The organism is Chryseobacterium sp. CBSDS_008, assembly GCF_049959325.1.
In the GTDB taxonomy this organism is placed as follows: domain Bacteria; phylum Bacteroidota; class Bacteroidia; order Flavobacteriales; family Weeksellaceae; genus Chryseobacterium.
The window spans coordinates 4,230,623-4,256,794 of sequence record NZ_CP188202.1; the positions used below are offsets into that span (position 1 = coordinate 4,230,623).

Here is a 26,172-nt window from a genome sequence, read left to right on the forward strand (position 1 = left end):
ATAGCGTTAAAATATCCCGAATCCCAGAAACCCGAATCACGCAACAAAATCACCAGCGCAGCGGATTGACTATTGACCATTCATCAGCATGCCTCTCTAATACGAAGTTTCATGCACTTTCACAGCTCTTCCGCTCGGATCATTCATTTTTTTGAACGCTTCGTCCCATTCTAAGGCAATAGGGGTGGAGCAGGCAACAGATGGAACAGATGGAACGGTAGCTGCTGCGGTTTCGCTTGGAAAATGTTCTTCAAAAATAGTTCTGTAACGGTATTCCTCTTTGTTCTGAGGAGTGTTTAGCGGAAACCTGAATCTTGCATTAGCCATCATTTCATCTGTCACTTCTTTTTCAGCAATTTCTTTTAAGGTATCGATCCATGAATATCCTACACCGTCGGAAAACTGTTCTTTCTGTCTCCAGACAATAGAATCAGGAAGCATATCTTCAAAAGCTTTTCTTAATACCCATTTTTCAATCTTCCCTTCGGCGGCACTGATCATTTTATCTTGCGGGTTAAGGGTCATGGCAATATCCATGAACTCTTTGTCAAGAAAAGGGACTCTGCCTTCAATTCCCCAGCTCATTAATGCTTTGTTAGCTCTTAGACAGTCGTAAAGGTGAAGTTTACCCAGTTTTCTTACTGTTTCATCGTGAAATTCCCTTGCGTTAGGAGCTTTATGAAAGTATAAATAGCCGCCGAACAGTTCATCTGAACCTTCTCCTGAAAGAACCATTTTAATCCCCATAGATTTGATGACTCTTGCCAAAAGATACATCGGGGTGGATGCTCTGATCGTTGTCACATCATAAGTTTCAAGGTGATAAATGACGTCACGTACTGCATCCAATCCTTCCTGAACGGTAAAGTTAACTTCATGGTGAACCGATCCGATGTGTTCTGCAGCCTTTTGAGCTGCTGCCAGGTCCGGAGAACCAACAAGTCCTACTGCAAAGCTGTGAAGTCTTGGGTACCACGCTTCCTGGGTATCACCACTTTCAACTCTCTGACGGGCAAATTTTGCAGTAATTGCTGAAATAACCGATGAATCCAAACCTCCGGAAAGAAGTACTCCATAAGGAACGTCACTCATCAGTTGTCTGTGAACGGCATCTTCAAGACCTTTTCTCAATTTTGCGATATCTGTCTTGTTTTCTTTTACATGATCAAAGCTGTCCCAGTCTCTTGTATACCATTGCTGGAGTTCAGCTCCGTCCGGACTGTACATAAGATGTCCCGGTAAGAAGGTTTCTATTTTTTTACAGATGCCTTCAAGAGCTTTTAATTCAGAGGCAACATAGTAGTTTCCGTTTTTATCCCAACCCTGATAAAGTGGGCAGATTCCCATATGATCACGGGCGATAAGGTAGATGTCGTTTTCAGTATCGTATAATGCGAATGCGAAAATCCCGTTCAGTTTTTCAACAAAATCTTTTCCGTATTTTCTGTAAAGCGCAAGGATCACCTCACAGTCAGACTGAGTCTGAAACTCGTAATCAGGAAATTCTTCTTTTAATTCTCTATGGTTGTAGATTTCACCGTTTACAGCTAATACTACTTTTCCGTCTTTTGTAAATAAAGGTTGTTTTCCAGAGGTAGGATCTACAATAGCAAGTCTTTCATGGGAGAAAATTACTTTCTCATCCTGAAAAACTCCACTCCAATCCGGTCCTCTGTGACGGATTTTTTTTGACATTTCCAACACCTGAGGTCTTAACAGATCCGTTTTCTGTTTGGCGTCAAATAAACATACAATTCCACACATAATTTTTATTATTTATGGAACAAAAGTATTAGTGATGTTTATAATTAACAATGAAAAATATTTAAAAACGAAAATTTTTAATCAATTAATTTTTTAAAGTTAAAATTTTTAACTATTTATTGAAATTAAGATGTTTTTGATTAATTTTTTTCGTTGAGCCCGAAATGATGTTAATCCATACGAAATAAAAATGACATATTTATTAATCTATGGTAATTAATTATATGAATTTTACCCTTTACTTTGTGGCTCGAAATAATTTTTTTTCATCATTTGTGTTTTTACCTTCTTGCAATTCTCATGCAAGAAGGTTTTGTTTTTTATTGTACTCCCAGTAACGTCCCCGAAACATTCCATGAACTGAAGCTTGTTCCTTCTGTAGGTCCTTGAGGAATTTTTATCTGAACAGTATGTTTTCCTGCTTTCAGATCTCCGAGAGGAATGAAATTAGGATTAGTAACCGTTCCCGGACACCAGTTTGATCTGCTGAGGTCTGACGAGGAAAGTCCGTCCTGGAAATTCCCTGAAGCCGGATTGTATAAACGGTATGAGCCACAGTCTGTTCTCCACGGTACAAATGAAAATATAGGATTTCCGTCAACCAAAATAGAATTAGCTTTTGGAATGAATTCGTCTCCGTTTTCCCAGCCGCCATGTCCTGTTGTGGTATATCTTAGCTGTGCATTTTTCACATCTTTGTTTAAAGTGAAATTGATAAGGAGTCCTTTTTCCTGATTAAACATAGTAGAATAGTCCTGTCCTGCCATTTCCATAATATTTAAAGTATTAAACAAGGGAATGGCTATATTGTTTCTGTTAACGGTCTGATCGCTTTTGTGAATGGTAATATCAAGACTTACCGTATGTCCGCCTTTATCATAGTTCCCAATAAATGCACCTACCCAAAGTTCTTTCCCTGATAAAGCGGGTTTCAATTCTGTGATATCCTGTCGGTAAGGGCTTATGGTCTGCCAGTTTTTTCCCTTAAGCTGAATATGATTGAATTTCTGAATTCCAAAAGCGGTAAAGAATCGCATCATTTCCACAGCAGGATTATAGTTGTCGGTAGCTGTTACTCCGTAATATTGTTTTCCGTTTCCGTTTTCATAGAGGGGAAGTGTTTTTACTCCTTTTTCCAATCCGTCAAAAAAAGATTTCTCTTTATCCTGCGGAATAAAAAATACAGTTCCCGTTCTGTCATAGGCATCACCGTTAGACTGTTGTTTCAATTCCACAAAAATATTTTCCCCTTCTGTAATCGCAGGGAATTTTACTTTTTTAAGAATGATGGTTCCGTTGGCGTATCTTTTAATCTGGTCGTCAGATTTTGAAGCGTCTGAGAAATTGATGGTTTCATTTTCAAAAACATTCAGCGTAGTAAATCTGCTTTTCCAAAGTAAATCTTTGTATCCCAGCTGATCGGTAGTCTGGATGTTTCCTTTTAGAATGTTTTCAATTCCGGTATTTTTGATTTTTTTAATTGAGCTTGCCGTGATTAAGGAGTTTTTATTTCTCTCCACTTCCAGAACCAGTCCCAGATTCTGTCCTAAAACAGATGGACCGCCTTTCAGTTTCAGATCATTCGTGTACCAGACTTCAATGGTATTTGAATTGACCTTGGTAACCGCTTTTTTACAGTTGTATCCTAAGATTTTTTTTGTTTCATGGGTAAGCTCAAAATCCTGTTTTCCAACGGACTCGGCATCTGATGCTGAAATAATAGATCCCGGTTTTAAAAAAGCATAAGAAATAATAGTATTGGATGGTTTTTCAACTTTAGTGATCTCATAAGGATAGCTGTTTTTTTGTTCTTTGATCGTACTGTTGAGAATGAAATTTTCTTTCTCATTGACCCAAACGATTGTTGAGGGCTGATCAGTTATTGCTTTTCCGTTATAAGAGCTGGTATACTGAATCTCGTATGTCTGTGCAGAAAACAGACAGTATAGGAAAACAGCCAGAAAATTGAAAACAATTCTTGTATGCATAAATAAAATGAGTTTGCTGCAAAGGTATTCTAAACTTTCTACAGCGTCAAAACGGTTTAATCTATTAATAGTAGAAAATTTAGCCGAAATGTTACAAAAAATGTTACATTTTCAGAAGATTATAAACAAAAAAACTACTCCAAAATAGAGTAGTTTTATGTATTATTTGTTGGATTTAGATTAAGATACTCTCTCAATCAAAGCCATATAAAATCCGTCATATCCTTCGCTAGGCATTACTTTTTCGTCTTTAACCAACTTGAATCCAGGATTATTTTTGATGAACTCATCTACCTGCAGATTGTTTTCAGATGGAAGAATAGAGCATGTAGCATATACCATTTTTCCTCCTTTCTTAAGCATTTTAGAATAGTCCTGAAGAATCTGCTGCTGTTCTTTTTTAATTCTGTCGATAAAGTCCTGATCAATTTTCCACTTACTGTCCGGGTTTCTTTTTAAAACTCCAAGACCTGAACATGGCGCATCAATCAATAGTCTGTCTGCTTTTTCATGAAGACGTTTGATCACCTTGTTGTCAGAGATCATACGGGTTTCAATATTGTGAGCTCCGGCTCTTTTTGCACGGCGCTTTAATTCTGCAAGTTTCCACTCGAAGATATCTAATGCTACGATCTGGCCTTTGTTTTTCATTAATGCTGCTAAATGCAGTGTTTTTCCACCTGCACCTGCACACGCATCTACAACTCTCTGGCCTTCCTGTACATCAAGGAAATATCCGATCTTCTGAGAAGAGGCATCCTGAACTTCAAATAATCCTTCTTTAAACGCTGTGGTAAGGAAAACATTTTTCTTTTCTTCCAGCTGAACAGCATCCGGATAATTTTTAATAGGAAAAGAAACAACACCTTCATCCGAAAGATCAGAGATAAGTTCTTTAGTGGTTGTTTTTAAGGAGTTCGCTCTTAAAACTGTAGGAGCCTGCTCGTTTAAAGCCAGCATTTCTCTTTCCCAGTTGGTACCCAGTTCTTTTTCAAGAGTTTCAGCCAGCCATTCGGGGATAGAATGTTCTATTGCTTTTGTAGGAACAGTATTCTTTTTAAGTTTGGTAAGAATGTCGGCAATTTTAATTCCGTCAAATTCTTCAAATTTTTTATAATTGGTTTTACTCCAAAGTAAATACGCAATAATCAGTTTGTAAATATTGTTGGGCTTCACACCTTCACCCATATAGTATTCAAGGCGTTTTTTCCAACGGATAATATTGTAGAAAATTTCAGAAACAACGGCTCTGTCCTGGCTTCCCCATTTTTTGTTTGCCTTCAAAAGTCTCTCAATAACTTTATCGGCGTATTTGTTTTTCTCAAAAAATGTCTCCTGTAAGGCATCGTGAATTCCGATTGCCAAGTTTCTGTGAATAAGTTCCATAAATTTGCTTCGCTGTTTGAATCTGCAAAAATACGACTTTTAATTGAGAGTTTGGAATTTGGGGTGAGAGAGTTGATGAAGGGTTGTGAATTGTGAATGGTCAATCCGCTTTGCTGGTGAATTTTTATACTGCAAATTAATTTTTCATGCTGAATTTGTAAAGATTTTCCGATTATTTATATTTTTTATTTGTTGACGATAGCCTTTTACTCTAAGACGAATAAACCTGTGTTTTTTGCTTAATGAAAAATATTTGCTGACAAAATATACACTGTTCATTGCTATACTGTATTTTCTTTGCAGTAAGTTTATTTAATTTGTTTTAATTCACCTATGTGTGTAAAATTAACAGGCGCTTATGATCTACTATACTGAGCTTTATCTATTGACTTCAACCTCTAAAAAGTTCTACCTTTGCAAAAAATAAAAATATGAGTGACACAGTACTTTGTCCAAAATGCAGCTCCGAGTTTACATACCCGAGCGATAATATGATGGTGTGTTCCCAGTGTTTCTACGAATGGAATCCTGAGGAAGCTGCTTCTGAAGCAGCTAATGAAGGAAAAATATTGGATTCCAACGGAAATGAGCTTCAGGATGGAGATTCTGTAGTCGTGGTAAAAGATCTTCCTGTAAAAGGAGCACCAAAACCGGTAAAGGCCGGAACTAAGGTGAAAAATATCCGTTTAAGACCGGGGAGTGATCATAATATTGACTGTAAAATTGATGGGTTCGGAGCGATGGCTCTTAAATCAGAATTTGTGAAGAAAGCATAAGAAAGCTTCATTTTTTTGCCTCACAATAAAAAAGGAAAAAATTGGACAGTGTAATCTTTCATAAGACTTAATTGCAAGATTTTGCTAATGTCCGTCTGGAAGGCAGAAAGAGAATTAACCAAAAATTTCCTTATGCTTTAGAGATACAAATGTAAGAAAAAGTTTTTATAACAGTTTCTTACGTTTGTATTTTTTTATGGATAAGTATAAGTAAATCTATAAGTTATATGCATAGTAAAGGGTTGCCTTAAATAAACGAAACAGATGTCGTTCCGGATATTTTCTCATCGGTATAAACAACAAGTTCTTTTCCTCTTACCTTTAGCTTATTCCAATAGTAATTTCCTGCAAATCGGCTTTCCAGAATTTCGGCTTCGAGACCGGTTTCTGTAATTTTGATTTCTTTGGGATAGTAAGAAAATTTTGGAAGCTGAAAATCTTCTGCTTCAGTTTCGCTGAAAATATTCACTTCTCCGAATAATTTCGCAACATACGAGTTGTAGGGATTTCTGTAGGTTTCTTCCGGATTCTCATTTTGAATCAGCCTTCCGTCCTGCAGAATAACAATCTGGTCCAGCCATGGCATGATATCCTGAAGTTCGTGAGTGGAGATAATTAAAGAAACCCCATGTTGCTTTACATATCTGAAAAGTCTTTCTCTAAGCTCAATTTTTCTCGGAAAATCCAGATTACTGAATGGTTCGTCTAAAATGAGAAGCTTGGGAAGTACAGACAAGGCTCTGGCAATAGCTACCCGCTGCTGCTGCCCGCCGCTTAAATATTTGGGAAGTACATGGGCAAATTCCTGAAGACCTACCACTTCCAGAAGTTCTGTTACGGTTTCTTTTTTTTGTTTTAAATTGATATTTGAAATAAATTTCCCTACGTTTTCGGCAACCGTAGCATACGGCATAAGATCAAAATTCTGTGCTACAAATTTCATTTCCGGCTCTCCGGGAACAAGATTTCCTTTTGGTCCTAAAAGCTTTGTTCCGTTAAAAATAATTTCTCCGCTTTCCCAATCCAAAAGGCCATAGATCAGGTTAAGAAGAGTGGATTTTCCGCATCCGCTTTCCCCGGCAAGAGCTATGATTCTGTTTTCTTCAAACCTTAGATTAAGGTTCTGAAACAGGGGATTTTCTTTGTTGTGAGAGAAAAATAAATTGTTTATTTCTAATAGCATATTACAAATGTAAGGTTTTTATGAAAACATAATTTTTTTTATTATATTAGCGGAACTAATAAAAATAAATCAAAAATGAGAAAAAAACTGTTTTCGTTAGCGATTCCTGCATTATTTATTGCTGCTGTAATGGTTTCTTGTAAAAAAGACAAACCACTTGCGAGCGAAAGTAATGAAGTGACGACTACTAAAGAAGGTAGCCAGTTCACTTTGGATACGCTAAACAGTAAGGTTGAATGGAAGGGATATAAAGTATTTAAATCTGAAAATACAAGCCATTTTGGAACAATCAGGTTTGAAAGTGGAGATGTAACGGTGAAAGACGGAAAACTGGAAAGCGGAAAATTCGTTGCTGATATGAATTCTTTAACTTCTGTGGATTTGAAAGACAGTCCTGAAGATTTAGGAAAATTAAATGGCCACCTGAAGAGCGGTGATTTCTTTGAAGTTGAAAAATTTCCAACAGCTTCTTATGAGATTACAAAGGTTACTCCGGCTACAGAAGGTGATTACAATACTCTTTTGGATGGTAATTTAACCATTAAAGGAATTACAAAACCTGTTCAGTTTAAAGCTAATGTTTCTGTGAAAAATGGAGAGGTGAGTGTGGCTACTGAACCCAAAGATATCAAAAGAGAAGAGTTTGGAGTGAAGTTCCAGGCTCCTGCTGAAAACGGTGTGATTAAAGACGAGGTGACTCTTCAGATCAACGTTAAAGCTTTAGAAAAGAAATAATTTTTTTATTTAAGTGAAATAAGTGATTGAAGTCTGCCTCCGAAAAAGAGGCAGATTTTTTTATGACGGACTTATTATTCAACTTAAAATCGTATTTTTGCAAAACATTTTGAAAGGGTAAAATAATGATAGAAAAGATAGAAGAACTACTGATCGAAGTAAACGGCTTCAATGCTACCTCTAAGGAAGATATCGAAAACTTCCGAATCAAGTACAACGGTAAAAAAGGGGTTCTTAACGATTTTTTTGAAAAATTTAAAGAAGTTCCTAACGACCAAAAGAAAGAATTCGGCCAAAAGATCAACACTTTGAAGCAGGCAGTTGCTGTAAAACTGGAGGACTTGAAAAATGCTTCAGAGTCTTCTGTTGTGATAGAAAAAGAAGATCTTACAAGACCTGCTTTTCCATTGGAATTGGGATCAAGACATCCGATCAATCTCGTAAAAAACAGAATTATTGAAATCTTTAAATCTATTGGTTTTGCGGTAGCAGACGGACCAGAGATTGAAGACGACTGGCATAACTTTACGGCACTTAACCTTCCGGAATATCACCCGGCTAGAGATATGCAGGATACATTCTTTATTGAGCAGAATCCGGATATTCTTTTAAGAACGCATACTTCTTCCGTACAAACCCGTTATATGGAAGAAAATCAGCCGCCAATCAGAATTTTATCTCCAGGAAGAGTTTTCAGAAATGAAGCAATTTCCTCACGTTCTCACTGTATCTTCCACCAGATTGAAGGATTATATATTGACGAGAATGTAAGCTTTGCAGATTTGAAGCAGACGATCCAGTTTTTTACAACTGAACTTTTCGGAAAATCTAAAATCAGAATGAGACCTTCTTTCTTCCCGTTCACAGAGCCAAGTGCTGAAATTGATGTGTATTGGGGATTAAACTCTGAAACAGATTACAGAATTACGAAAGGAACAGGATGGCTGGAAATCATGGGTTGCGGAATGGTAGACCCTGCCGTACTGAAAAATGTAAATATTGATTCTGAGAAATATTCAGGATATGCATTTGGAATGGGTATTGAAAGAATCACCATGCTGCTTTACCAGATGAGCGACATCAGAATGTTCTTCGAAAATGATATCAGAACACTGGAACAGTTCAAGACACTATAAAAAATCAAACCTCCGGAGCTCCGGAGGTTTTTGTTTTTAATTACTGACCTAAGAAACAAAACGTAATTAAAAACTGATCTTATTGAAAAATTTACACGTGTCTGTTTCTTATGCCCATACTTTGGATCAACCGCTGTTGAATTGAAGTATTGACATGCTGCAGCTCTTTGTCTGCCTCTATAATTAAGACAATCCATGGTAACATTCTATTACATTGAATATAAAAAAGCCTGTAAAACTTACAGGCTGTATCTTTAAAAACGTATAGTTGTTATTTGCTGAATTTCAAAGGATATTTTACATTCTTATAATCATCAATGCTGGCTTTCAGTGATCCTACTGCAAGTTCCGCCTTCAACAGCATAGGAACGTGGTTGGCATCATTGGAAACCCACATAGTTACACCTTCTTTTTCTTTGAATACTCTTCCGCTTTTTACAGATGGAATAATCTTTAAACAGTTGATGGTCCCGAATTTTGTTTTTAAATTTTCTGTACCAGTTACTTTCAGCTGGAAAGGAAACATTTCATCGTCAATCCATACATTCATATTGATGACCGTTCCCACTTTCAATTCATCCGGGCTTTTGCTTCTTAAATAATAAAAACAGGAAAGCATATCCTGAACTCCTTTTACTGATTTTAAAACCTTAGAACCATTGGCCGGAGTTTTTTTATCTGTTAAAATTAACGTGTTATTATCATGATTAAAAACCGTTTCAAAATGCTGGCGGTAGCTTCCTTCACGCACATTTCTGACGTAGAAACTTGGTAGTCCGGTCTGCGTATTGATGAAGCTTTCATATAAATCTTCCACTTTGAAGAATGCTTTTACGGCGCCCGTAGTCTGCCCTGTACCCTTTACATAGAGATGAGGTATGCCCCTGTAGTTGGTCTGTTTTGTAGTAAGGTTCGCTGTTCCTGCATTCAGGAAGCCATAGTGAATCCTGAGAGTAATAGATTCGCCATCTGCGATATTATCAATCTGGGCTGAGCCTAAAAAGAATATAAGTACTGCAAAAAGAGTTAAAATTTTCTTCATAACAAGACATTTACAAAAACACTGCCAAATTTAAAAACTTAATTAATAGATATTTGACAAATCTCAGGTTTTTATTTAGAATCAATTAAATAGGCGTAGCGTTAAAATTAGTAAATTTGCAGCTACATGTATAATTAAATTATCTTAAAGATTATGATAACCACTGATATATTAATCATAGGTGCGGGACCTACAGGACTTTTTGCAGTTTTTGAAGCTGGTTTATTAAAAATGAAGTGCCATATTATTGATGCGCTTCCACAACCGGGAGGGCAGTTAGCGGAACTTTATCCTAAAAAACCTATTTTCGATATCCCGGGTTATCCTTCAGTGAATGCTGGAGAATTGGTGGATAATTTGATGGAGCAGATCAAACAGTTTCAACCTGGATTTACTTTGGGAGAAACCGCTGTTTCTTATACAAAAGTAGATGATGAGTGGTTTGAAGTGATCACCAACAAAGGAACTGTTCACAGATGTAAAGCGATTGCAATTGCAGGCGGACTGGGAACATTTGAACCTAGAAAACCTACTTTCGACAATCTTGCTGATTATGAAGAAAAAGGTCTTGAGTACTTTGTGAAAGAACCTGAGCACTTCAGAAATAAAAAAGTGGTGATTGCCGGAGGTGGTGACTCTGCTCTTGACTGGAGTGTTTTCTTGTCAAATGTGGCCAGTGAGGTGACTTTGATTCACAGAAGAAACGAGTTCAGAGGGGCTCTGGATTCTGTAGAAAAAGTTCAGGATCTGAAAAACCAGGGAAAAATTAAATTAATTACACCTGCAGAAGTTACCGGTATTAAAGGTGACGGAAAAGTAGAAGCAATCACTGTGGAAGTGGAAGGGCAGGAAGCTTATGATATTGAAACAGATTATTTCATCCCATTATTCGGATTAACTCCAAAACTGGGTGAGATCGGAAACTGGGGACTGAACATCGAGAAAAATGCAATTGTTGTAAATAATGCTCTTGATTATCAAACAAACATTGATGGTATCTACGCCATTGGAGATATTAATACATATCCCGGAAAACTGAAGCTGATCCTTTGTGGTTTCCATGAAGCTACGTTGATGTGCCAGAGTGTTTATAACAGACTAAATCCAGGTAAAAAATTCGTATTAAAATATACAACCGTAAGTGGAGTAGACGGATTTGACGGAAGCCGTAAAGAAGCAGAGAAGGCAGTTGTGAAAAAAATTGACTAATTTTGCAGAATTATGTCAGACGTTAATATTAAAATCACCGACAGAGAAGGGGTAACCCACGAGGTCGTAGCGCCTACGGATATGTCCATGAACTTAATGGAAATTATCCGTTCCTATGAATTGGCAGAAGAAGGTACTATTGGGGTATGCGGAGGAATGGCGATGTGTGCTTCATGCCAGGTATATGTAATTAATGATCCCGGTTTGGAACCAATGGGAGATGAAGAAGATGCCATGCTTGCTGAAGCTTTCCACGTGAAAGACAACAGCAGATTGGGATGCCAGTTGCATATTGCCGATGCCATGGAAGGGCTCGAAGTGGAGATTGCTCCTTATCCTTAGAAAATATTTTTTAATCTTAATAAGAAACCCGTCCGGATTTTCCGGACGGGTTTTTTCTTTTATAAAAGCTTTACAGTTTAAATCTCTTCCTTAGAAATCCATTTTCCAACTGTAGGAGCACGATAATTTCTCATCTTTTCCAGCAGTTCATCAATGGTATCGCTGATCAACAGCATATCTCTGTTTATTTGTTTTAAAAATCCTTTGTCCACCATGGCCTGAACCAGTTTGATCAGATCATCATAAAATCCGTCAATATTTAAGATTCCGATGGGTTTTTTGTGAAGTCCGAGCTGTGCCCAAGTGATCATTTCGAAGAGTTCTTCCAGTGTTCCATAACCGCCTGGCAGAACAATCACTCCGTCACAGAGTTCATTCATTTTAGTTTTTCTTTCATGCATGGTTTCCACGATGATAAGCTCTGTCAGATTTTTGTGAGCAATTTCTTTGGATTGTAAAAACTGAGGCAGAACTCCTGTTACTTTACCTCCCTCGGCCAATGCTCCGTCTGCTATGGTTCCCATCAGGCCAACATCTGCACCTCCATAAATAAGCTGTATATCCTGTTTTGCTAATGTTTGTCCCAATAAAAATGCCTGTTCTCTGTAAATGTTGTGCGAGCCAAAGCTTGAGCCGCAGAATACGGTGATACTTTTCATTGTATAAGATTTTTTTATGGTTTGGATGCTTCGACAGGCTCAGCATGACACAGCTAAAAATTTATCTCTAAAAAAACCGTTAGTATTAGAGATGTCATGCTGAGCTTGTTGAAGCATCTTTATTTCAATTAAAACTAAAAATATCCAAAATCATCAGACTTTGGATATTCAATATAGCTATTTTAATGTTCTATTTCTGAGGAATATTCGCTAAAATATCTTTCAGGAAGCTCCAGAATTTTTGTGCTGAAGGAATATTGGCTCTTTCGTCAGGTGAATGCGCTCCTCTGATGGTTGGTCCAAAGCTTACCATTTCCATTTCAGGATAGTTGGCACCAATGATCCCACATTCAAGACCTGCGTGACACGCTACTACATGAGGTTTCTCACTGAACTTTTCAGTATAAAGCTTCTCCATCAGCTGCACAATCTCTGAACCTGGTTTTGGTTTCCATCCCGGATATGAACCGCTGAATTCAACCTTCATTCCAGCCAGTTCTGCTACAGATTTTAATTGTTCTGCCACTGAATATTTTGAAGAATCTACAGAAGATCTCGTAAGGTTTAGGATTTTAAGCTCTCCGCCTTTCAGTTCAACTCTTGCTACGTTGTTAGAAGCTTCTACAAGGTTAGCTACATCCGGGCTCATTCTGTACACTCCGTTGTGAAGAGCTTTTAAAGTAAGGATCACTTTTTTGGAATCTTGTTCTGAAATCGCTTTATCAGAAGATGTAGAGTTTTCAATATTAATTTGAATTCCAGGTTCTACCGTTGCAAATTCTTCTAAGATATCTTTTTTTAGAGCAGTTGCATTTTCGATAAATTCCTGAGCGTTTCTCACGGAAATAAGAGCAGCACCTTCTCTTGGGATTGCATTTCTCAAACCTCCGCTGTCAATAGAAACCAGTTCAATATTCTGGTTTTCCAGTCCGATGTAAAGAAGTCTTCCCAAAATAATATTGGCATTTCCGAAACCTTTATGAATATCCATTCCGGAGTGTCCTCCCTGAAGACCTTTTACTTCAATTCTTACAATTTGTCCTTTTGAAGTTTCTGCAGCATACGTTTGAGTGATTGTTACATCTACACCTCCTGCACAGCCGATATCAATTTCGTCATCTTCTTCAGTATCAAGATTCAATAGAATTTGTCCTGTCAGCTGTCCCGGTTTTAATCCTAGAGCACCTGTCATTCCTGTCTCTTCATCAATGGTAAAAAGAGCTTCCAATGCAGGATGTGGAATATCTGAACTTTCAAGGACAGACATGATGGTTGCTACTCCTAAACCATTGTCAGCTCCTAGGGTAGTTCCTTTTGCCTTTACCCAGTCACCATCAACTTCCATTTTGATTCCTTCCGTATCAAAATCAAAATTAACGTCATTGTTTTTCTGGCAAACCATATCAAGGTGCGACTGAAGCACGATAGATTTACGGTTTTCCATTCCTGCAGTGGCAGGTTTTTTAATAATAACGTTTCCTACTTCATCTACCGTAGTTTCCAGTCCTAAATTTTCACCAAATCCTTTGATAAAAGCTATTACTTTTTCTTCCTTTTTTGAAGGTCTTGGAACAGCATTTAATTTGGAGAAATTTTTCCATATAATCTGCGGTTCTATATTAGATAATTCCATTGAATTTTATTTTTCTCAAATTTACGAAATAAAAAATGCTTCCGTGGAATACACAGAAGCATTTTTGTATGATTTCGTTTTATTAACATCCACATTCTCCATAAATCGGAGTAGTGAAGGTAGTGCCATCCGGTTTCTCAATAGTCAGAGTCCCTTCAAACAGCAAAGCTTCTTCGCCCTTTATTTTTTTACCTTTTACAGAAATCTTGTAATCATCATTTTCTATTTCCTTGGTAAGCAGTTCATCTACCTCCATATCACTTGATGAGATAAGATTCATGGCCAGTCTTTTCCCGTCAAGCATCATATAAGCTGTTTTTCCGGCATCATCGGCATAGATGTATCTTTCTTTTTCAAAATCAGTTTTGTTTACTGCAAAATAGCAGGAACATTCTTTGATTTCTTTAGGAAACGGAATAGTTCCCACCAGAATATTTCCGGAAGACGAACCCGTGGAAGCAGAATCTTTAGCAATATGTAAAGAATCGGCAGGAGCGGAACTGGAAACAGTTTCTTTTTCTTTTTTACAGGCTGTCAGCAGAAATGCGGAAAATAAAATGATTAAATATTTCATGTGTTTGTGGTTTTATTATTGGTTTATCCTCTTGCTCTTTCAAGAAGTGTCATCATTAATAAGGAAAGAATTACCAAGCTTTCTTCCTCATCATCAATATCGATCAGCCTGTCCAGCTGGAATCTTCTTCCAAAGAATGAAGGCATTTTTTTCAGTTTAAAATAAGCCTTTCCATCAATACCTGTTACCGTGTAAGATGGATTAAGGAAATACCCTGTGAACATTCCGATGATAGGAATTTCCCCTACAAAGCTGTCCCAGAATCTTACCCATGCGCTGTCTTCCTGAATTTTAAACTTAGGCTGATCGTGGGCATCCAGAATATCATAGCTTGCTTTCCATAGGGAGCGCATTCCTTTTCTGGCCAGTCTGCCGAAGTTTTTATTGTCAATAAGATCATTCAGGGAATATGAAGCATTGAAATCAATCCATTGATTGGCTTTGATTCTGAATAATTCTTTAGACTTGCTCTCATCATTGAAAACGATAACATCTTCTTTCAACTTGAACATTTTCTGACGAACATACGCTACATAATTTCCGTTTTTGTCAGTAATGTTGAAGTCACTTGCTAAAGTAGTGATTTTGAATTTGAAATCCAGAGGATAATTTAAATTGTTAAGTACCATATCAGTTTATTTTTTCATATTTAATTTAAGCCGCAAATATAAAGGTTTTTTTAGAGTTCTCAGGTATGGGAGAAATGTAAAATATCATAATGAGACATTAATCTCACGGTCAATGGTTAATTTTTGCTGCGCAAAGTCAATCGTCAATAATCACTTTATATAAATTCACAAGTGAAGCGTATTGACGATTCATTATTCACTGTTAATTATCAACTTTAATCCTTATTTTTGCACCTATGGATTACCCTAGTAAAGTGTTGGCAAAAGCGGTAGATGAGATTTCGGGACTACCCGGAATTGGTAGAAAAACAGCTTTGAGATTAGCATTACATTTATTGAAACAGCCTAATTCCAGAGCCGTAAGTCTTGGAAACTCCCTGATTAATCTTGTCAACGAAATTAAATACTGTAAAGAATGTCATAACTTTTCAGATTTTGACATCTGCGAAATATGCAGCAATGAAAAGAGAAATGACGAACTGATCTGTATCGTTGAAGATGTGCGGGATGTAATTGCTATTGAAAATACAGGAAAATATGCAGGGAAATATCTGATTCTTGGGGGGAAGATCTCTCCAATGGAAGGGGTAGGCCCCGGCCAGTTGAATATTCCAAGCATTGAAAAGAAACTGAACGATGGGAAGGTAAAGGAATTCATTTTTGCACTGAGTGCCACAATGGAAGGAGATACAACAGCTTATTATATTTACAAGAAATTTAAAACCTTCAATGTGAATTTTTCAAGCATTGCAAGAGGGATTTCTGTGGGTGATGAGTTGGAATATGCAGATGAAATTTCTCTAGGAAGATCTATTATCAACAGGCTGCCCTACAACGAAAAAGATTGATATGAAGCTGTCTGTTATTATCGTTAATTATAATGTTACCCAATTACTCAGAAGCTGTCTCCTGTCCCTTCAGAAATTTATGCAAGAGGTGGAATATGAAGTAATTGTCATTGATAATGCTTCTGCAGATACTTCCTGGCGGAATCTTATTCCTGAATTTTCCAACGTACATTTTATATCTTCTGAAACAAACGGTGGTTTTTCAAAAGCAAATAACCAGGCGGTTCAGACTGCGAAAGGAGAATATATTTTGCTTTTGAACCCGGATACAGAATTGGAAGGGTTTTATATGAAAGAACTGTTAGACTTTGCGGACTCGCAGCCTTCTTTCGGATGTCTCGGTGTCAGGATGCATGATGCAAAAGGAAATTTTCTGCCCGAAAGCAAGCGCTCCGTTCCGGATATGTTTAATTCTTTTGAAAAGCTGTTTACCAACTTTAAAAAGAACAGCTCAAAATCTTATTACAGAAATGATATAGAAGAAAATGCTGTCGCAGAAGTAGAAGTTCTCACAGGAGCATTTTTACTAGCCAAAAAAGATGTTTATGAAAAAATAGGAGGGTTAGATGAAGCGTACTTTATGTATGGAGAAGATATTGATCTCTGCTATACGTTTTTAAGGAACGGATATAAGAATTTCTATTACGGGAAAGTTTCAATTCTTCATCACAAAGGAGAAAGCACGATTAAAGATGAAGTGTATCTTAAGAGATTCTACGGAGCTATGCAGATTTTTATTGATAAGTATTATAAAGCATCAAAACCTGTACAATATTCGTTTTTAAAGGCAGGACTGAAGCTTCGTCATCAGATTGAAAAGATTAAGCTAAAATAAAAAAGCAACTCAAAACGAGTTGCTTTTGTTTTTATGTAAGATAATATTCTTCTTATTTTGCCGGTGCTACAGGAGTCTGTGCCGGAGTTGCCGTTTTAGAAGCAGGAGCTGACTGTTTTGCAGGAGCTTCTTTCTTCGCAGGCTGCTGTTGTGTAGGAAGTGCCTGAGACGGCTTACCTGTAATCACAACACTTAAAAGGATAAGAACGATGATAGTTCCGCCCAGAGTCCATGTTGCTTTTTCCATGAAATCATTGGTTCTCTGTACTCCAAACTGTGCAGATGATGCACCTCCGAATGTACTTGAAAGGCCTCCTCCTTTAGGATTTTGTGCCATAACGATAATTACCAATAAAACACTGGCAACCATAACAAGAACCATCAATAGTGTAAATATAGTATCCATTAATTTGATATCTTTTTGAATGGGCAAATTTAATCTTTTTTTACTGAATGACAAAAAAAGAAGTCGCCAAATGTTGACAAAAATAAAAACGGCAACAATTGTTGCCGTTTTTTGTATAAAAATATGTCCCGTCCTGAAATAGCGATACACAAAAAAACAATCGTTATGGAAGAAAACTTAGAAACGCGCTATGTCAAGCGTACCCAGAAAGATTACAGTTTGAATTTGAAACTTCAAATTGTAAGAGAAATAGAAACGGGAAAATCAGGAATTACAGACAGTCGGAAAAAATATGGTATACAAGCACGCTCAACAATTGTTAGTTGGTTGAGAAAATATGGTACCTTTGATTGGGAATACCAAACACCATTTACCATGAAAAAGACTCCTGAACAGCGTATCATGGAATTAGAGGCAGAAGTTAAAGTGCTTGAAAAACAGAAAGCATTTTTAGAGAAACAGGCTTACATTGCTGATAAAAAAGCTATATTTTTTGATATGATGATAAATCTTGCTGAGAAAGAATATGATATTGATATCAGAAAAAACTCATCACCCGAACAATCACCAACTTCCGCAGTGAAGAAAAAGAAACCATAGTTTTTACCTGCGAATTGTTCGGGTTGGATAGACAAGTCTATTACAGAAGTATCCGAGGATATAAACGCTCACAAAGCAAAGCATTAAAAGTAATAACCCTCGTAGAAGATATCCGCATAAAAATGCCAAAATTAGGAGGTCGAAAGCTATATTTTATTTTGAGGGAACCTTTAAGATCTCTGAAAATAGGAAGGGATAAGTTCTTTGATATTTTGAGAGCTAATCATTTATTGATCACATCAAAGAGAAGCTATCATATCACAACCAATTCTCATCATAGATTCAGAAAACATAAAAATCTGATTTTGGAGTACTGTATCAACAAACCCAACCAGGTGTGGGTAGCAGATATTACCTATATTGGAAACAGGAAAAAACCGAGTTACTTAAGTCTGATAACTGATGCTTATTCTAAGAAAATTGTAGGTCACTATGTTGCAGATAATCTCAATACGGAAAGTAGCCTGATGGCATTGAAAAAGGCATTAAAGAACAATAAAACTGATAAAGAATCATTGATTCATCACTCTGACAGGGGATTGCAATATTGCTCAAATGAGTATCAGAAAATATTGATAAAGCATAAGATAAAATGCAGTATGACACAGAACTCTGATCCTTATGAAAATGCTATTGCAGAGAGAGTAAATGGTATTTTAAAACAGGAATTCGATATTGATAAATATGATATTGAGACTTCAATGAGAAGAAAAATTGTGGAGCAATCCATTAGCATCTATAATGAGTTCAGACCACATTTTTCAAATCATTATTTAACACCAAATCAAATGCATGAACAGTCCAAATTAAAAATGAAAACTTATAAAACAAAAAACCAAAGCAAAAGTAAATTTACTCTGGTTTAATTATTTATTTTTATCCTTTAATTTGTATCATTATTTCAGGACTAGTCAATAGGATGTTATTATTTAAAATCAGCATCTGTAGCCTTATTAATCTCATAAGACTTTACAGTCATCGTCATGTCCATTCCCATTTGGCTTACAGAGATGGTGTAAGGCATTTTTACCCCATTTACCTCTTTGTAATTGGAGTATGTAGTTGGAATTGTCATTTCCTGACCTTTAGCTTTTACTTTTTTGGTTTCGCCGGTTTTTAACCCCGTTGCAACGCTGTAGTAATACGTTGTATCTCCACCTTTAATCGCATAAGAATCTTCACCAGCGATTTTTTCAATTCCGCCCAATTTATAATCGGCAGATTTTGCAAAACCTAATTCTTCGAAAAGCTCGAGATTCTTTTGCTTTTCAGCAATTTCTTCCGGTGTGATGTCAACTTTTTGTCCCATTTGCATAGAATAACCAGTCTTTCCATCAAATACCTGCTTCTGAACCACCTGTCCCATTGCTGTTACCGTGGTAAGCTCCTTTCCGCCTTGTGCTTTAATGATTTTGAAATCAATATTCTGCCCTTGCATAGACATTGAAGCATTGGTTGTATAAGATGTGATTTTTGCCAGATTGGCTTTTCCTCCGATAGCATTGATGTATTTATCCACTACTGATGCAACCGTTACATTGGCATCCACTTTTTGTACTGCCGGTTTCGCAACAGGATTGGCTTCCTTATCGAAATATTTTACAGGATAACCCAGTTTTTCCAGTCCTTCAGAAATATCAGACGCTTTACCGGCGATGAAAATTCTGCTTTGGTTTGGTAAAATGGTAGCTTTCACAGCATTGGAAACGTCTGCGGCAGTTACTTTATCGATAGATTTTAAGTAATTGGTATAGAAATCAGCAGGCAGATCCTGAACTTTTTGATTTAAAGCAAATCTTGCGATAGTAGCCGGCTGCTCTAAAGACATGATGAAAGAACCTTTCAGCTTAGCTTTAGCATTTTCCAGCTCTTCTGGTTTTACTGTAGAGATAGCGTTAAGCTCATTCATAAATTCTTTAACCGCTTTGTCGGTAACTTCATTTCTTACACTGGCACTTGCAGAGAACTGTGGCGAATATTTGCTGGCCACCATACTGGAATAAGCACCATACGTGAATCCGTTTTTCTCACGAAGGTTCATGAAAAGTCTGGCTTCACCACCGCCTCCAAGAATATAGTTGGCAATTGTTGCAGGGAAGTAGTTGGCATCTTTCATTTTCAGGCTGTTCAGGTTGTTTAAAGAAACAACAGACTGTACTGCAGAAGGAACATCCACTATGTTGATCTCCGTTTTAGCAACATTAGAAGCCGGTTCTAACGGGGTGATAGGAGTATTCGCTTTTTTCCAGCCACTGAAAGCTTTCTCAATCAAAGGTTTTACCTGATCAAATTTTACATCTCCTACGATTACTAAGTAAGCATTATCGGGAGCGTAGTATTTTTTATAAGTATTCTGTACGTCAGCAAGCTGGATTTTATTGATGGATTCAACGGTTTCAAACTCACCTCTAGACGTATTCTTTCCATACATCAAAGCATTGGAAACTCTTTCCGCAATAGAAGAAGCATTTTTTTCCTCAGATTTTAATCCTTCGACAGCTCTTTCCTTAGAGTTTTGAATTTCTTCAGCCGAGAATTTTGGATTAATAATCGCGTCAGCCATCAGGCTTAATACCTCAGGGAAATATTTTGAAAGTGAATTGGCAGAAGCACCTCCTGAAGAGAAATTAAGGTTCGCTCCAAGGTAGTCTACTTTTTTGTTAAAATCATCTTTGCTGATATTGGTAGTTCCGTTTTCGAACTGCTCAGCCATAATTTCGCTTACTCCGGTTACAGCTCCTTCATTGTACGGAGGTCTGTCCATAGAAAGACTTGCGCTTACTCTCGGCAGTTTGTTATTTTCAACCACCATTACTGTAAGACCGTTGCTTAATTGGAAAGTTTTTGGCTTTGCAATGTTGATTGCAGGAGTAGGTCCCGGTTTTGGCATTGCATTAAGATCTATTTTTTGTGCTGAAACCATTCCTGTAAAGAAAAACGCTGCAGCTATATATGTTAATTGCTTTTTCATTTGTAAAAATTTAAATTTTAATCATATTTTAACCCAAAAGTTGAAATGATTACTTTTTCTCAGGTACGTAGTTAATGATTATTCTTTGGTTAGAATTAAGATACTTTTTAGCTGCATTTTGAAGATCCTGTCTCGTGATAGATCTGTAAATGTCGATTTCTTTGTTGATCAGATTTGTATTACCCATCAGTACGTGATTGGTTGCCAATGAAGCAGCAATTCCCTGAATGCTTGAGTTGGCATTTACAAACTGGTTTTCGTATTGGTTTTGAAGTTTCTGATAATCTTCTTCAGAGATTAAAGTAGTCTGAAGCTTTTTGATTTCTGCATCAATATCGGTCTGTAAAGCCTGTTTTGTAGTCTGGCCCATCGGAATTGCAAAGAATGCGAAAATACTGTAATCTTCAAGTCCCTGGTTGAAAGCAGCTACCTGAAGTGCTTTTTTATCCTGGTCAACTAATTTTTTATATAAAACTGAAGACTTACCACTGCTTAAATAAGAAGAAAGCATGTCTAAAACATAAGCATCTTTTTCTTTGTTAGCCGGAGTTCTGTACGCGAATACATAAGCAGGAAGCTGGATGTTCGGGTCAGTAGCCGTAACTTCTTTTTCCTGAGTGATAGGGGTTTCTTTCGGGAAATCTTTTGGATAAAGTGTTCCTTTTGGAATTCCTCCATAATATGTTTCGATCCATTTCTTGGTCTGCTCAGGTTTAATATCTCCTGCAACTACTAAAGTAGCGTTATTCGGAACGTAAAACTTCTTGTAGAACGCCTGGAACTCTTCTAATTTAGCAGAATTTAAATCCTCCATAGAACCAATTGTCGGCCAGTTGTACGGGTGATTGGTAAATAAATTTTTCTGAATTGTTGTGAAAAGATTTCCATAAGGCTGGTTATCCATTCTCAGTCTTTTCTCTTCTTTTACAACCTCTCTCTGTGTATCCACACCAATCTGGTTGATGACAGCGTGACGCATTCTTTCAGCCTCCATCCAAAGTCCAAGCTGTTCGTTGTTGGAAGGGAAGGTTTCATAGTAATACGTTCTGTCATTGGTGGTGTTGGCATTGTTCTGTCCTCCGTTTGAAGAAACGATCTTAAACCAGTCTCCTCTCTTGATGTTCGGAGTTCCCTCGAATAAAAGGTGTTCAAAGAAGTGAGCAAAACCTGTTCTGCCTTTTACTTCATCTTTTGCACCTACATGGTACATCACCCCCGTTGTGACAACAGGTGCCGAATTATCCTTATGAAGAATTACATGAAGACCATTGGGAAGGTCATACTCTTCGAATTTGATTTGCTGTGCATTCAGCATTAGCCCGAAGAAAGCTACGGCAGCAGCAGAAAGAAGTCGCTTTTTCATAAAATTTAGAAATTGTTTATCTATTAGTATGAAAAGTGAATTAAATGTTACAGGATAATTCTTTGGAATTGATAACATTTCTGAAAATTTCTGTTCAATAATATAAGTAAATGTCCTTCTACGGATTACAATTTTTAAAATTATTTTTTTTTAAAATAAAATTTAAATAATTAATCCTTATAATGAGAAATAAATTACCTAAAAAAATTTCTTTTAAGAAATTAAAATTATAAACCATTTTATTTGGTTAAATTATTGATTTTTATTAAAATGAATTTATTGATTTTTGTTGTTTCTTTTTATTTTTTATTTAAAATTAATATATATTTACTTAGTTATTTTCAATAAAAACACTAATTAATTTAAAATTACCCAATTATGAAAAAAGTATTATTTGTTGCAATTTTATTTGCGGGTACAACCTTAAGCTTTGCAAAAAGCAATATGTCAATTCAAAACTTCTCTAAGTCAACAACAGTTAGGGCAAATTCTCTTGAGGAGGTGCAAAAAATGTATGGCATTTGTCACACTACCGTAATTACACCCGGTAGTACAACTTATACTGAAACAGATATGGTGGGGAATGTTTGGCAGGTGACTGAGTACTATTGGGATGTTACCACTTACTGGTATGGTTGTTAAGTAGATAATAAGCAAATCTAAGGGGCTGTTTAACTATTTAGACAGTCCTTTCTATTAATTAAAATGAAAATTATGAGATATGTTCCTTTTATTTCGATACTCCTTTTAAATTTTATGAGTGCACAAAATTTAAAAGTTGAATATGATGCAATAATTAAGCCTCGTACATTGGATGTTAATTCATCGGAAGCATTTAAAAGAAAAGTGGATGAAGAATTAAAAAAGCCACAAAAAGAAATTTTATATTTCTTTGATGGAGATACTTTTTTTAAAAATATTTTAAAAGAAGATATAACGGTTGATGGAGAGAAGAAACAAATGGATGAATATACTACTATGAGGAAAAAAGAAAGCTTTTCCTTCCCTAAAATTAAAATTTACCATAAAAAAGGAGATAAAGGATTTTACCAGTATCAGAAGATTGGTGATGAAGAATTTTATCATTACTCTGTCCCGAAATTCCAAAAGATTGATTATAAAAATGAGATAGAATATATTGAAAAATACCAATGTAAACTGGCTGAATTAGTAACAGATAAAGGGCAAATAATTAAAGTATGGTATACCGAAGATATCCCAACAAGTGCAGGCCCGTTTGTTTATAATAATCTGCCTGGCCTCGTATTAAAAGTTGAAACTGAAACCCAGCTGGTTTATGCAACAAAAATAAGTAATAATGCTGCCAAAGAAGACTTTGAATCTATTAATCCTAATTTGAAAGTTTTAAACGATGGAGAGTTTTTTAAGAAAAAAGAGGGCTATATTGAGGAAAGTAAAAAAATTAAAAGGACTGAAAAGGATGTTCATTTATAATGAATTCTAAATATTTAATTATTGTTTTTTCACTATTGTTTTGTTATTCATTTTCACAAGATATAAGCATTCATATAAAAGATACTAATGGAAAAGCTATAGAAGATGCTAATGTACAGCTTTTAAAAGATGGGAAAACATTAGCTTTTCAAAAAACAGATAATGCAGGTAACTGTATTTTTCAACTCTCTGAAAAGGGAGTCTTTTCATTAAAATTCACTTCTCTATTCTACAAAACAAAAATTGTAGATATTGATACCCGCGAAAAACTGAATTTTGATTTTTCTTTGGAGTCTCAAATAACAGTACTTCAGGAAGTAGAAATTAAATCCAGGCCGAAAATAGCAAGTGCTAAAGAAGATGCTGTTGCTTTTAATTTGAAAGCTGTGAGAGATGGTACTGAAAGAACTACAGAGGACTTAATAAAAAAACTTCCCGGATTAGATATTAATGAGAATGGAAAAGTCACCTATAAAGGCAATGCTATTGGCCAGGTTCTCATAGAAGGAAATGAATTTTTTGGGAAAAACCATAAAATGGCTACACAAAATATTTCTGCTGATATGGTTGAAAGTATTGACCTTTGGCAGAATTTTACTACAATAAATGGAAATCAGTCTACGGCTCTTAATTTAAAGTTAAAGGAAGGGTATAAAGGAAAGGTAACAGGTAATATTGAAGGTAATTATGGTGTTAAAAATTTATACCTGGGACATGCAAATCTTTTTAAGTTTGGAAAGATGGGAAATTTGGCATTAATAGCTGATGTCAATAACATAGCAAAAGACCCTATCAATTTTATGGACTTTTATGAAATGAATACTCAGGAAGATATAGATAACTCTGACGCAAAAGGGAACATTGATATTCCAAGCTTTCTAAATAATGATGGAAAGGTTAAGTCTAAAGACAATCAGTTTGGGGCCTTGCAATATTCCAAATCAAAAAAAAGCTTTAGTATTACAGCATTTTCGATTTTAAATAATGCTCAATTAAATAAATTTTCAACCTCTCAGAGAATAGCATTTGAAGGGCAACCATTGAGTTTTAATTTTTTAGAAAATAAGGCTGAAGCCAACAGGGGTTTCTTTGGAACTACACAAATAAAGCTTAAAAAGTCCTTTTCCGATAATAGTTTTCTTTATTATAATTTTGGATATAATCCAACAGAAGATCGTTTCAGTCAAAAAATTGACAGGTACTCATCTGATTCCAATTTTTTCAATGTCGGGAATAAAGTACTTAATAATAGTGTGAGTAATTATCTTTCATGGAATAAGAATATTTCGACAGTTAAATTGATACTTGCATTCAGCCAGTTAAATGAATCTTATAAGGAGGATCTGAATATTGGTTCTAATAATAATCTGTTTTTAGGAGATACCAATGTGCTTTCTCAGCAGTTTATAACGACTTCAAATAAATACGGACTTGATTTTTACTTAAAGAATAAAAACAAGATTCTGAATATTAATTTTCATTCCGGGTTTTCTTTTAAAAAGGATAATTCTGAACTTACAGAATTGTTTGGGGGAGGCTCTGAGAATAGGACTTTAGAAATTTATCACTATGTAAATGATTTAAATATTTATAAGCAATTAGGAAGATTTGATCTGTCTGCTTCAATGGGTTCTGATTTTTTAAATATCAATGGTTTTAATAATCACTATTTCGAAAAGAAAATGAGTGTAAAATACAGTCCGGCTGCAAGAGCATTTAGTGAGTTCGGGATTGAATATAATTCAAGATATGAAATGCCGGGGTTGAAACTTTTACAATATGGTCCATTATATACTAAGAATTTGTCATTTTACAAGAACGTAAATGTAATTCCTGATTTATTAAGTAAAACAGATAGTTATAAATTGACATGGCATAGAGCTTATTTTGAGAAGGGAAATAGCCTTTTTGTAATGTTTATGTATAATAAAACAAGCCCAGGTTATACAACAAATACAATTAATTATGGAACATTTTCAGAGATTGGTAATATAATTGGCAAATATAAAACCCGGCTGATATTCCTGTTTTCTGATGAACAGAGATTCAGTAAAAACTACATATTAAGAAATAAACTAACTGGTGTGAAAAATGAAGAAGTAAACTTCATTAACGGTAATGAGAATTTATCTATTGTTAAGAATTTTGAAATATCTCAAAAATTGACTACAAACTTTAAAAATAAACCTTTACAATTTGATTTGGGATATACTTTTAGCAAAGGTGTTTTTGAACAAAGTTTTTATAACACTGTTTCTAAGCAAAATAATCTAAAATTATCCTTAGGAATAAGAGCAAACATTCGAAAAGAGTGGATTGGCAATGTATTAGGTGAGTATTTGATTCAGAAGACAGAACATAATACACTTTATAACTTCTTAATAGGAGGTCAGTTTTCTTATAAAAAAGAAAAATCAAATTTTGAATACAATTTACAATTTAATAATATTCTGAACATACATTCATTTGCATACATTAATAGCTTTACAAGCCAGCTGGGTGTTGAAGAAACTATTACTACAGCTTTACATGGCTTTATCATGGGAGGTATGAAATTTAGTTTTTGATCAATAATCTACTTTTACTCTGATTTTCAACTTTTACCACGAAAGTTTGAATTCTCCTCCGAATACCTTAA

The 26,172-nt window shown here is 35.7% G+C and carries 24 protein-coding genes; 12 read left to right on the forward strand and 12 right to left on the reverse strand.

Annotated elements, in window-relative coordinates; all coding sequences use genetic code 11:
* Positions 1-96 precede the first annotated feature (96 nt).
* From asnB to ACP3T3_RS19235, 3 genes are all read right to left on the reverse strand, one after another.
* Entirely contained in the window at positions 97-1,764 is a 1,668-nt protein-coding gene (gene asnB, locus ACP3T3_RS19225) for an asparagine synthase B (protein WP_426477347.1), read from the reverse strand.
* Between the two features lie 320 nt (positions 1,765-2,084).
* Positions 2,085-3,752, reverse strand: coding sequence for a GLPGLI family protein (locus ACP3T3_RS19230; RefSeq protein WP_426477348.1), 1,668 nt, complete (start codon positions 3,750-3,752; stop codon positions 2,085-2,087).
* A gap of 180 nt (positions 3,753-3,932) precedes the next feature.
* Positions 3,933-5,138: an RsmB/NOP family class I SAM-dependent RNA methyltransferase gene (locus ACP3T3_RS19235; protein ID WP_426477349.1), complete on the reverse strand. Its 1,206-nt coding sequence runs from the start codon at positions 5,136-5,138 to the stop codon at positions 3,933-3,935.
* Between the two features lie 431 nt (positions 5,139-5,569).
* Here ACP3T3_RS19235 and ACP3T3_RS19240 point away from each other — a divergent pair, with 431 nt between their 5' ends.
* Positions 5,570-5,914: a zinc ribbon domain-containing protein YjdM gene (locus ACP3T3_RS19240; protein ID WP_027373877.1), complete on the forward strand. Its 345-nt coding sequence runs from the start codon at positions 5,570-5,572 to the stop codon at positions 5,912-5,914.
* A gap of 247 nt (positions 5,915-6,161) precedes the next feature.
* Here the strand turns inward: ACP3T3_RS19240 and ACP3T3_RS19245 are convergent, their stop codons facing one another.
* Complete coding sequence (locus ACP3T3_RS19245; RefSeq protein WP_426477350.1) at positions 6,162-7,097, reverse strand: sulfate/molybdate ABC transporter ATP-binding protein; 936 nt, start codon at positions 7,095-7,097, stop codon at positions 6,162-6,164.
* Positions 7,098-7,172: 75 nt separating this feature from the next.
* Here ACP3T3_RS19245 and ACP3T3_RS19250 point away from each other — a divergent pair, with 75 nt between their 5' ends.
* A complete protein-coding gene (locus tag ACP3T3_RS19250) occupies positions 7,173-7,832 on the forward strand; it encodes a YceI family protein (protein ID WP_426477351.1) in 660 nt (219 codons plus the stop codon).
* Between the two features lie 125 nt (positions 7,833-7,957).
* Positions 7,958-8,968 carry a phenylalanine--tRNA ligase subunit alpha gene (locus tag ACP3T3_RS19255; protein WP_426477352.1) on the forward strand — a complete coding sequence of 337 codons (1,011 nt, stop codon included), beginning with the start codon at positions 7,958-7,960 and terminating at the stop codon, positions 8,966-8,968.
* Between the two features lie 271 nt (positions 8,969-9,239).
* Here the strand turns inward: ACP3T3_RS19255 and ACP3T3_RS19260 are convergent, their stop codons facing one another.
* Positions 9,240-10,010, reverse strand: coding sequence for a DUF3108 domain-containing protein (locus ACP3T3_RS19260; protein WP_426477353.1), 771 nt, complete (start codon positions 10,008-10,010; stop codon positions 9,240-9,242).
* 153 nt (positions 10,011-10,163) lie between these two features.
* Between ACP3T3_RS19260 and ACP3T3_RS19265 the strand changes: the two genes are divergently transcribed.
* Both ACP3T3_RS19265 and ACP3T3_RS19270 read left to right on the forward strand, forming a co-directional pair.
* Positions 10,164-11,219 carry an NAD(P)/FAD-dependent oxidoreductase gene (locus ACP3T3_RS19265; protein ID WP_034697025.1) on the forward strand — a complete coding sequence of 352 codons (1,056 nt, stop codon included), beginning with the start codon at positions 10,164-10,166 and terminating at the stop codon, positions 11,217-11,219.
* Between the two features lie 12 nt (positions 11,220-11,231).
* Positions 11,232-11,561, forward strand: coding sequence for a 2Fe-2S iron-sulfur cluster-binding protein (locus ACP3T3_RS19270; protein ID WP_136521702.1), 330 nt, complete (start codon positions 11,232-11,234; stop codon positions 11,559-11,561).
* A gap of 77 nt (positions 11,562-11,638) precedes the next feature.
* Here the strand turns inward: ACP3T3_RS19270 and ACP3T3_RS19275 are convergent, their stop codons facing one another.
* The 4 genes from ACP3T3_RS19275 to ACP3T3_RS19290 form a co-directional block, all read right to left on the reverse strand.
* The gene (locus tag ACP3T3_RS19275; RefSeq protein WP_426477354.1) at positions 11,639-12,220 is read right to left on the reverse strand and encodes a TIGR00730 family Rossman fold protein; all 582 of its coding nucleotides are present in this window, start codon (positions 12,218-12,220) and stop codon (positions 11,639-11,641) included.
* A gap of 190 nt (positions 12,221-12,410) precedes the next feature.
* The gene (locus ACP3T3_RS19280; RefSeq protein WP_426477355.1) at positions 12,411-13,853 is read right to left on the reverse strand and encodes an aminoacyl-histidine dipeptidase; all 1,443 of its coding nucleotides are present in this window, start codon (positions 13,851-13,853) and stop codon (positions 12,411-12,413) included.
* Positions 13,854-13,935: 82 nt separating this feature from the next.
* Positions 13,936-14,427, reverse strand: coding sequence for a hypothetical protein (locus tag ACP3T3_RS19285; protein ID WP_426477356.1), 492 nt, complete (start codon positions 14,425-14,427; stop codon positions 13,936-13,938).
* A gap of 23 nt (positions 14,428-14,450) precedes the next feature.
* Positions 14,451-15,056 (reverse strand): hypothetical protein, encoded by a 606-nt coding sequence (locus ACP3T3_RS19290; RefSeq protein ID WP_426477357.1) that lies wholly within the window; start codon positions 15,054-15,056, stop codon positions 14,451-14,453.
* A 236-nt stretch (positions 15,057-15,292) separates the two neighbouring features.
* On the opposite strand from ACP3T3_RS19290, the gene recR reads away from it, so the two are divergent.
* Both recR and ACP3T3_RS19300 read left to right on the forward strand, forming a co-directional pair.
* On the forward strand, positions 15,293-15,904 hold the full coding sequence (gene recR, locus ACP3T3_RS19295) for a recombination mediator RecR (protein WP_426477358.1): 612 nt from the start codon (positions 15,293-15,295) through the stop codon (positions 15,902-15,904).
* Positions 15,900-16,739 (forward strand): glycosyltransferase family 2 protein, encoded by an 840-nt coding sequence (locus ACP3T3_RS19300; RefSeq protein WP_426479991.1) that lies wholly within the window; start codon positions 15,900-15,902, stop codon positions 16,737-16,739. Before recR ends, ACP3T3_RS19300 begins: the two co-directional genes overlap by 5 nt.
* Before the next feature lie 52 nt (positions 16,740-16,791).
* On the opposite strand, the gene secG is transcribed toward ACP3T3_RS19300, so the two are convergent.
* Positions 16,792-17,145, reverse strand: a complete 354-nt coding sequence (gene secG, locus ACP3T3_RS19305) for a preprotein translocase subunit SecG (protein WP_426477359.1) — start codon at positions 17,143-17,145, stop codon at positions 16,792-16,794.
* Positions 17,146-17,310: 165 nt separating this feature from the next.
* Here secG and ACP3T3_RS19310 point away from each other — a divergent pair, with 165 nt between their 5' ends.
* Positions 17,311-17,745 carry a transposase gene (locus ACP3T3_RS19310; protein WP_426476642.1) on the forward strand — a complete coding sequence of 145 codons (435 nt, stop codon included), beginning with the start codon at positions 17,311-17,313 and terminating at the stop codon, positions 17,743-17,745.
* 23 nt (positions 17,746-17,768) lie between these two features.
* Complete coding sequence (locus ACP3T3_RS19315) at positions 17,769-18,611, forward strand: IS3 family transposase (RefSeq protein ID WP_426476643.1); 843 nt, start codon at positions 17,769-17,771, stop codon at positions 18,609-18,611.
* Positions 18,612-18,670: 59 nt separating this feature from the next.
* Here ACP3T3_RS19315 and ACP3T3_RS19320 read toward each other — a convergent pair whose 3' ends face one another.
* A complete protein-coding gene (locus tag ACP3T3_RS19320; RefSeq protein ID WP_426477360.1) occupies positions 18,671-20,716 on the reverse strand; it encodes a M16 family metallopeptidase in 2,046 nt (681 codons plus the stop codon).
* Between the two features lie 49 nt (positions 20,717-20,765).
* Complete coding sequence (locus ACP3T3_RS19325; protein WP_426477361.1) at positions 20,766-22,079, reverse strand: M16 family metallopeptidase; 1,314 nt, start codon at positions 22,077-22,079, stop codon at positions 20,766-20,768.
* 378 nt (positions 22,080-22,457) lie between these two features.
* On the opposite strand from ACP3T3_RS19325, the gene ACP3T3_RS19330 reads away from it, so the two are divergent.
* From ACP3T3_RS19330 to ACP3T3_RS19340, 3 genes are all read left to right on the forward strand, one after another.
* The gene (locus ACP3T3_RS19330) at positions 22,458-22,721 is read left to right on the forward strand and encodes a hypothetical protein (RefSeq protein ID WP_426477362.1); all 264 of its coding nucleotides are present in this window, start codon (positions 22,458-22,460) and stop codon (positions 22,719-22,721) included.
* A 114-nt stretch (positions 22,722-22,835) separates the two neighbouring features.
* The gene (locus tag ACP3T3_RS19335) at positions 22,836-23,534 is read left to right on the forward strand and encodes a GLPGLI family protein (protein ID WP_426477363.1); all 699 of its coding nucleotides are present in this window, start codon (positions 22,836-22,838) and stop codon (positions 23,532-23,534) included.
* The gene (locus tag ACP3T3_RS19340; RefSeq protein WP_426477364.1) at positions 23,534-26,101 is read left to right on the forward strand and encodes a hypothetical protein; all 2,568 of its coding nucleotides are present in this window, start codon (positions 23,534-23,536) and stop codon (positions 26,099-26,101) included. Before ACP3T3_RS19335 ends, ACP3T3_RS19340 begins: the two co-directional genes overlap by 1 nt.
* The last annotated feature ends 71 nt before the right edge of the window (positions 26,102-26,172 follow it).